Source organism: Serratia sp. (in: enterobacteria) (assembly GCF_046715635.1).
GTDB lineage: Bacteria > Pseudomonadota > Gammaproteobacteria > Enterobacterales > Enterobacteriaceae > Chania.
Genome location: NZ_JBKJYW010000303.1, coordinates 1 through 5,950 on the forward strand (window position 1 = coordinate 1; position 5,950 = coordinate 5,950).

General features: G+C 54.2%; 5 protein-coding genes, 6 tRNA genes and 1 pseudogene. 1 reads left to right on the plus strand and 11 read right to left on the minus strand.

The features are described 5' to 3' along the window. The 3 genes and pseudogenes from ACLQ7H_RS15700 to miaB all read right to left on the minus strand — a co-directional run. Positions 1-116 (minus strand): annotated as a pseudogene (locus ACLQ7H_RS15700) (PhoH family protein); the annotation flags it as partial. Positions 117-354: 238 nt separating this feature from the next. Next, on the minus strand, positions 355-690 hold the full coding sequence (locus ACLQ7H_RS15705) for a zinc ribbon domain-containing protein YjdM (protein WP_021179990.1): 336 nt from the start codon (positions 688-690) through the stop codon (positions 355-357). 91 nt (positions 691-781) lie between these two features. Further along, a complete protein-coding gene (gene miaB / locus ACLQ7H_RS15710; protein ID WP_411753486.1) occupies positions 782-2,206 on the minus strand; it encodes a tRNA (N6-isopentenyl adenosine(37)-C2)-methylthiotransferase MiaB in 1,425 nt (474 codons plus the stop codon). A 176-nt stretch (positions 2,207-2,382) separates the two neighbouring features. On the opposite strand from miaB, the gene ubiF reads away from it, so the two are divergent. Continuing rightward, positions 2,383-3,564 (plus strand): 3-demethoxyubiquinol 3-hydroxylase, encoded by a 1,182-nt coding sequence (gene ubiF, locus ACLQ7H_RS15715; protein ID WP_411753487.1) that lies wholly within the window; start codon positions 2,383-2,385, stop codon positions 3,562-3,564. Positions 3,565-3,653: 89 nt separating this feature from the next. Here the strand turns inward: ubiF and ACLQ7H_RS15720 are convergent. From ACLQ7H_RS15720 to ACLQ7H_RS15755, 8 genes are all read right to left on the minus strand, one after another. Next, positions 3,654-3,728: transfer RNA gene (locus ACLQ7H_RS15720), tRNA-Gln, on the minus strand. 18 nt (positions 3,729-3,746) lie between these two features. Continuing rightward, positions 3,747-3,823: transfer RNA gene (locus ACLQ7H_RS15725), tRNA-Met, on the minus strand. Between the two features lie 38 nt (positions 3,824-3,861). Then, a tRNA-Gln gene (locus tag ACLQ7H_RS15730) sits at positions 3,862-3,936 on the minus strand. Positions 3,937-3,977: 41 nt separating this feature from the next. Then, a tRNA-Gln gene (locus ACLQ7H_RS15735) sits at positions 3,978-4,052 on the minus strand. 30 nt (positions 4,053-4,082) lie between these two features. Beyond that, positions 4,083-4,167: transfer RNA gene (locus ACLQ7H_RS15740), tRNA-Leu, on the minus strand. Between the two features lie 9 nt (positions 4,168-4,176). Further along, positions 4,177-4,253: transfer RNA gene (locus ACLQ7H_RS15745), tRNA-Met, on the minus strand. Positions 4,254-4,800: 547 nt separating this feature from the next. Next, positions 4,801-5,556, minus strand: coding sequence for a GntR family transcriptional regulator (locus tag ACLQ7H_RS15750; RefSeq protein ID WP_411753488.1), 756 nt, complete (start codon positions 5,554-5,556; stop codon positions 4,801-4,803). A 13-nt stretch (positions 5,557-5,569) separates the two neighbouring features. Then, the coding region (locus ACLQ7H_RS15755; protein WP_411753489.1) for a sugar isomerase domain-containing protein at positions 5,570-5,950 on the minus strand (381 nt) is incomplete at its 5' end.

Genomic DNA, 5,950 nt, shown 5'->3' on the forward strand with positions numbered 1-5,950 from the left:
TCAATCCCCAGCCGACGTTCGAGTTGTTTGATGTTGTCATCAAACGGGCCGCACAGGCTCAACAGGCGTTGGTTGTCTGCGGGCTCCAACAGGATTTCTTGTGTTGCGACGTTCAAACGATTCCTCAAGGCTCAACAGGGCCTGGTTGATGTCACGTAACGCGATTTCAGCGCGGGCATTCAGGGCAACCCCCGAACAACTCTACCCTGAATTATTCATGGTGTGCCGCACTGGCGCAAGTTTACCTCTGATCTATCTGTGCGCAGCGGAGGAAATTCAAGGGGGGAAGGGCGAATACATTCGCCCTTAAATGGTAGGGGACGCATATATCCGCCCCGTGGTTTGTCAGGAAAATTAGCTCTTCTTCACAAATTCGGATTTCAGTTTCATCGGGCCAAAACCGTCGATCTTGCAATCGATGTTGTGATCGCCTTCGACCAGGCGGATATTCTTCACCTTGGTGCCGATCTTCAACATGGAAGAGCTGCCTTTGACTTTCAGATCCTTGACCACGGTCACCGCATCGCCATCGGCCAGCAGGTTACCGTTGGCATCTTTGACAATCAGGGTATCGGCATCTTCAACGGCCGCGCTGTCGCTCCACTCATGGGCGCACTCAGGGCAGATGAACAGGGCGTTATCCTGGTAGGTGTATTCGGAATTGCACTTCGGGCAGTGTGGGAGTTGCATTATTGTGTCGCCTCATAATCAAAATAAAAAAACAAAATTACCGGGCAATGACTGCCCGGCAGAGAAAAGGAAAATGCCAAGGTGGGGGCGATCAGGGTTGGTAGCTACCGACGCCCAGCTCATCTTCCTTACGGGTACGTGCAATCACCGCTTGAGGGGATTGGTGCACGCGCAGTTCCATCTGCTGTTCGGTGCGGATCAGGGTACCGCGCAGAGAATGGGTTAACACTTCAGTAATTTCGACGTCGACGAACTGGCCGATCAAATCTGGGGTGCCCTCAAAGTTGACCGTCCGGTTGCATTCGGTGCGGCCAGAGAGTTCCATCACGCTCTTGCGTGAGGTGCCCTCGACCAGAATACGTTGCACGGTGCCCAGCATACGGCGGCTGAACTGCATCACCTGCTGGTTGATCCGTTCTTGCAGCAGATACAGGCGCTGTTTTTTTTCTTCTTCGCTGACGTCGTCAACCATATCTGCCGCCGGGGTACCGGGGCGCGAAGAGTAGATAAAGCTGAAGCTGGTGTCGAAATTCACCTGGGCAATCAGGTTCATGGTCTGTTCAAAGTCGGCCTGGGTTTCCCCTGGGAAACCGATAATGAAATCGGAGCTGAGCTGGATATTGGGCCGTGCCTGACGCAGCTTGCGGATAATCGCTTTGTATTCCAATGCCGTGTGGGCGCGTTTCATCATGGTCAGAATGCGGTCTGAACCGCTTTGTACCGGCAGATGCAGGAAGCTGACCAGCTCGGGCGTATCTTCATACACCGCGATAATGTCGTCGCTGAACTCAATCGGGTGGCTGGTGGTGAAGCGGATGCGATCGATTCCGTCGATGGAGGCCACCAGGCGCAGCAGTTCGGCAAATGAGCAGATGCCGCCATCAAAGGTTGCACCACGATAGGCGTTGACGTTCTGGCCCAGCAGGTTCACTTCACGCACGCCTTGGGCGGCAAGCTGGGCAACTTCGAACAGCACATCATCGCTTGGGCGGCTGACTTCTTCACCGCGGGTGTAAGGCACAACGCAGAAAGTGCAGTATTTGTTGCAGCCTTCCATGATCGAGACGAAGGCGGTTGGCCCATCGGCACGGGGTTCCGGCAGACGGTCGAACTTTTCGATTTCCGGGAAGCTGATGTCCACGATCGGGCTATGCGAACCGCGCACGTGGTTGATCATCTCCGGCAGGCGGTGCAATGTCTGCGGGCCAAAAACGATGTCAACGCAGGGCGCGCGCTGGCGCAGATGTTCCCCTTCCTGTGAAGCAACGCAGCCGCCGACGCCAATAATCAGATCGGGATTGTTCTTTTTCAGTTGCTTCCAACGGCCCAACAACGCGAAAACCTTTTCCTGCGCCTTCTCGCGGATCGAGCAGGTATTGAGCAGCAACACATCCGCTTCTTCAGCGTTTTCAGTCCACTCGAAGCCGTGTGTGCTTCCCAGTAAATCTGCCATTTTCGATGAGTCGTACTCATTCATCTGGCAGCCCCAGGTTTTGATATGTAGTTTTTTCGTCATTGACTTGCCATTACTCAGTGCGGAGAGAAAATTGCGTTACGCGCCATGCAGGAAGGCCATTGTAATCATTTGGCGCGCTGGTGACCAGCGACGTGGCAACCGCATGCGACCTGAAGCCAGATTAAAAATCCGGTACACTGAGCCAAGATGCCCAATTAACCAAAAGTATAGCCAAAATGAACACTTCTCAAAAAAGCTTTGATGCCGTGGTGGTTGGCGGTGGGATGGTGGGAGCCGCCGCCGCGCTGGGGCTGGCTCGCGCCGGGTTGTCGGTCGCTTTGCTAGAGCACGAGGCTCCAGATACGTTCGATCCCCAAAGCCCGCCGGACCTGCGGATCTCCGCTATTGGCTGCACTTCCGTTGGCTTGTTGAAGCAGCTTGATGCCTGGTCTGGGGTGTTGCAGATGAGATCGGCACCGTACCGCAGGCTGGAAACCTGGGAATGGGAGTCCTCACGAGTGTCGTTTGATGCGGCCACGCTGGGGCTGCCAGAGCTGGGTTTTATGGTCGAGAACCGTATTTTGCAGCTCGCCTTATGGCAGCAGTTGGCACAATGCGAGAATTTAACGCTGTACTGTCCCGCGAGGCTGCAGGCGATGCATCGAGCCAATGACCAGTGGCAGGTGACGTTAAGCTCGTCAGAGACCCTACAGGCGCGTTTGGTGGTGGGTGCCGACGGTGCTCACTCACAGGTACGCAAATTGGCGGCGATTGGCACCAGCGGTTGGCAATACCGCCAGGCGTGTATGTTGATCACCGTGGAAACCGACCAACCGCAGCAGGATGTGACCTGGCAGCAATTCCTTCCCTCTGGCCCACGCGCGTTTCTGCCGCTGTATGACCAGTGGGCAACGCTGGTGTGGTATGACAGCCCGCAGCGTATTCGCCAGTTGCAGGCGTTACCTATGGCGCAGCTCGAACAACAGATTGCGGCAGCTTTTCCATCCCGCTTAGGCACGGTGAAGGCTCATGCCGCCGGATCTTTCCCACTGGTGCGCCGTCACGCGCAACGCTATGTGCAATCTGGGCTGGTGCTGCTCGGCGATGCTGCACATACCATCAATCCGCTGGCCGGGCAGGGGGTGAATCTTGGCTATCGCGATGTGGATGCGTTATTGGAGATCGTGGCTGACGCCCGTGAGCAGGGGGAGGATTGGGCGAGTGAAGAGGTGCTGATGCGCTATCAGCGCCGTCGTCGTACCGATAACTTGCTGATGCAAAGCGGTATGGATCTGTTCTATACCGCTTTCAGCAATAACCTGGCTCCGTTGGGCGTGGCGCGCAATCTGGCGTTGATGGTAGCGGAAAGGGCAGGCAAGCTGAAAGAGCGGGCGCTGAAGTATGCATTAGGTTTGTGATGACATGGGGCGCCGCATGTTGCGCCCATTTACCTAAACGCAGAAACTCAGAAAAGCAAAAAGCTCGCCGAAGCGAGCTTTTCTAAATTTGGCTGGGGTGCCAGGATTCGAACCTGGGTATGCTGGTATCAGAAACCAGAGCCTTACCGCTTGGCGACACCCCAATTGTAAAGCAGATAGCATGGTGGCTACGACGGGATTTGAACCTGTGACCCCATCATTATGAGTGATGTGCTCTAACCAGCTGAGCTACGTAGCCATTTTTACTATTTTTTGGTGCTTGTCAATGGTGTTGTATGGCTGGGGTACCTGGATTCGAACCAGGGAATGCTGGTATCAAAAACCAGTGCCTTACCGCTTGGCGATACCCCAATAGCACAACTGACTTTTTTACAGCGTTCCATCCGGAAAGATGGCTGGGGTACCTGGATTCGAACCAGGGAATGCTGGTATCAAAAACCAGTGCCTTACCGCTTGGCGATACCCCACCTGCTGTATGCGCGACTGATGAAAGAAAATGGTGCGGGAGGCGAGACTTGAACTCGCACACCTTGCGGCGCTAGAACCTAAATCTAGTGCGTCTACCAATTTCGCCACTCCCGCAAAAAAGATTGGTGGCTACGACGGGATTCGAACCTGTGACCCCATCATTATGAGTGATGTGCTCTAACCAACTGAGCTACGTAGCCATCTTTTTCGCTCAACCTTCATCGGCGTTGCGGGGCGCATTATGCGTATATGGCCGATTTGCGTCAACTAGTTTTTTCCCGAAAAAGCGACTGAACGGGTTGTTTGTCTGGGTTGTGAACAGTATGGTGATAAAAACGGCAATTCGGAGGGTTAGCGGTTGAAAACATCCACAAAAAAGAGCCCTCACCCCCAACCCTCTCCCACAGGGAGAGGGAGCTGTCCGGAGCACATATAGTTAGCCCGTGAAGCTTCGGAAAGTAGGGAGTAAGAACGAGAAAGGCAAGGTATTACGCAAAGCAATCAACGAACTCGATCGGTCCCCTCGCCCTTTGGGAGAGGGTTAGGGTGAGGGGGAACCAAAAGCACCAAACTAAAACGTCGAATTTATTAACAAGGAGTGTTGATATCATGTTCTCAAAGATCATGTTTATTCTGTTTGCCGCCACCGTGGTATTGGTGCTGATTAACTGGGAGCGCCTGTGGGACTATATCCGCCCGATGGTGTGAGGTCGCGTAACCCTGCCCCTGCAAAAAGGGGCGGGTAATTCACTGAGCTTTATCGATGGTACAGTTCCATTGCTGGTTCACCACGCTCTGATTAGCGACGATCTGTAACGACAGTGCGGCATCCTGGGTATGAGTGATGCTGTATTCAAGAACCACATCGTCCAGATTACTGGCGGTCCGCTCTACTCTGAACAAAGCCGTGCCTGGCTCGATGTTCAACAAGCCAGCCAGTTTGGCATCGCAGATCACCGGTAAATAACGTTCCGTTGCCTTGGTCGGAGAATAACCGAACGCTTCCCGCAGTTGTTCATACAGCGGGCTGCCTCCGTCAATATGGCTCAGATCGTTATACACCCGTCCATTCAAGTGGGTGATCGAATGGCCCACCACTTTCTCCCCCTGCATAAACAACCGCTCAAGACGCATCAGTTGATGGCCTAAATCCAGCTGCATCCGCTCAGCCACCTCTTGATCGGCCATGGTCGATAACAGGGAAAGGATCTCAACGTCAACCGGCGTAGCCGAATTGAAGCTCAGCAGGACATCGGGAAGATCGGTATAGTGTTTATGCAACGCATCACGATTGATGAAGGTCCCTTTGCCCTGCTCCCGATGCACCATGCCAACACTGGCCAGCGAATCGATCGCTTGCTTGATGGTCCCGCGGGCGACCTTAAACTCATCGGCAAGCAGTAACTCGCCGGGGAGTTTATCGTCATAGGTAAAGGTGATGATCCGTTGCAGGATAATGCCTTTTATCCTGAGATACAGTGGCAGTCCATCCGACTCAAACATACTGATGCTCCGCTCAGAGGTAGTGTATTTGGCTCCTGTAAGCGTCAAGTATATCCTGATTTATCTGCTGATTGCCGTCTATGTTTGCGCTTGCCAGGATCGGCGGAGTGCGCTGTTTCTGCTGCATCAGTTCACAGATCCGCAATACCAGACTGTTGGCAATAGTCGCCCCCATAATGGTTGAGAGCGGTGCCACCTTCTGGACCAATCCCGGCAGGCTGACGGCGGCATCGCCATACTCGCATTGGTTATCAATGGTGATATCGGCGATATCCACCAGCAACTTGCCGCTGGAGTGCCGGGATGTCACCCGCGCAGCGGTGGCCAAACTGGTGATGGCAATCACCTTCGCGCCAACCGCCCGGGCGGCCAGCGCGACATCGATGGTAATAGC